Source organism: Paenibacillus sinopodophylli (genome assembly GCF_005930355.1).
Taxonomy (GTDB): domain Bacteria; phylum Bacillota; class Bacilli; order Paenibacillales; family Paenibacillaceae; genus Pristimantibacillus; species Pristimantibacillus sinopodophylli.
In genome coordinates, this window is the sequence record NZ_VDBO01000062.1 from 1 (window position 1) to 497 (window position 497).

1 protein-coding gene is annotated in these 497 nt (G+C 49.3%); it reads left to right on the plus strand.

Features of this window, described 5'->3' with window-relative positions; all coding sequences use genetic code 11:
* The coding region (locus FGT79_RS30675) for an S-layer homology domain-containing protein (RefSeq protein WP_138756597.1) at window positions 1-497 on the plus strand (497 nt) is incomplete at both ends.

Sequence of the window (497 nt, forward strand, 5' to 3'; positions counted from 1 at the left end):
TAAGAACGACCAAAGAGCTGCAATATTTTTCTATGACGAAGTGAAGAAGGAATGGGTGGAAGTCGGGGGCACGGTTAACGGCAATCAAATTTCAGTAGAGGTAAATCACTTTAAAAAATATGCGGTGTTGGCTGTAAGCAAATCCTACGAAGTAAAGTTTAACTTTAGCGATACTACGGGACATTGGGCAGAGAGTATGATCCAGCAAGCAGTGAGTGAAGGAATCGTCAATGGGTATCGTGACGGAACGTTTAAGCCGAATCAGACGGTGACGCGCGCGGAATTTGTTGTTATGTTAATGAATGCACTGGGGGCGCAAGGAGAAGGAACGACATTGACGTTCACAGACAAGTCGAAGATCGGAGCTTGGGCGCAGACAGCGGTGGCGCAAGCGGTGCAAGCAGGCCTAATAACAGGCTTTGCGGACGGTTCATTCCACCCCGATTCCGAGATTACACGCGCCGAGGTGGCGGTAATGATCGGTAGGGTACTCCGAC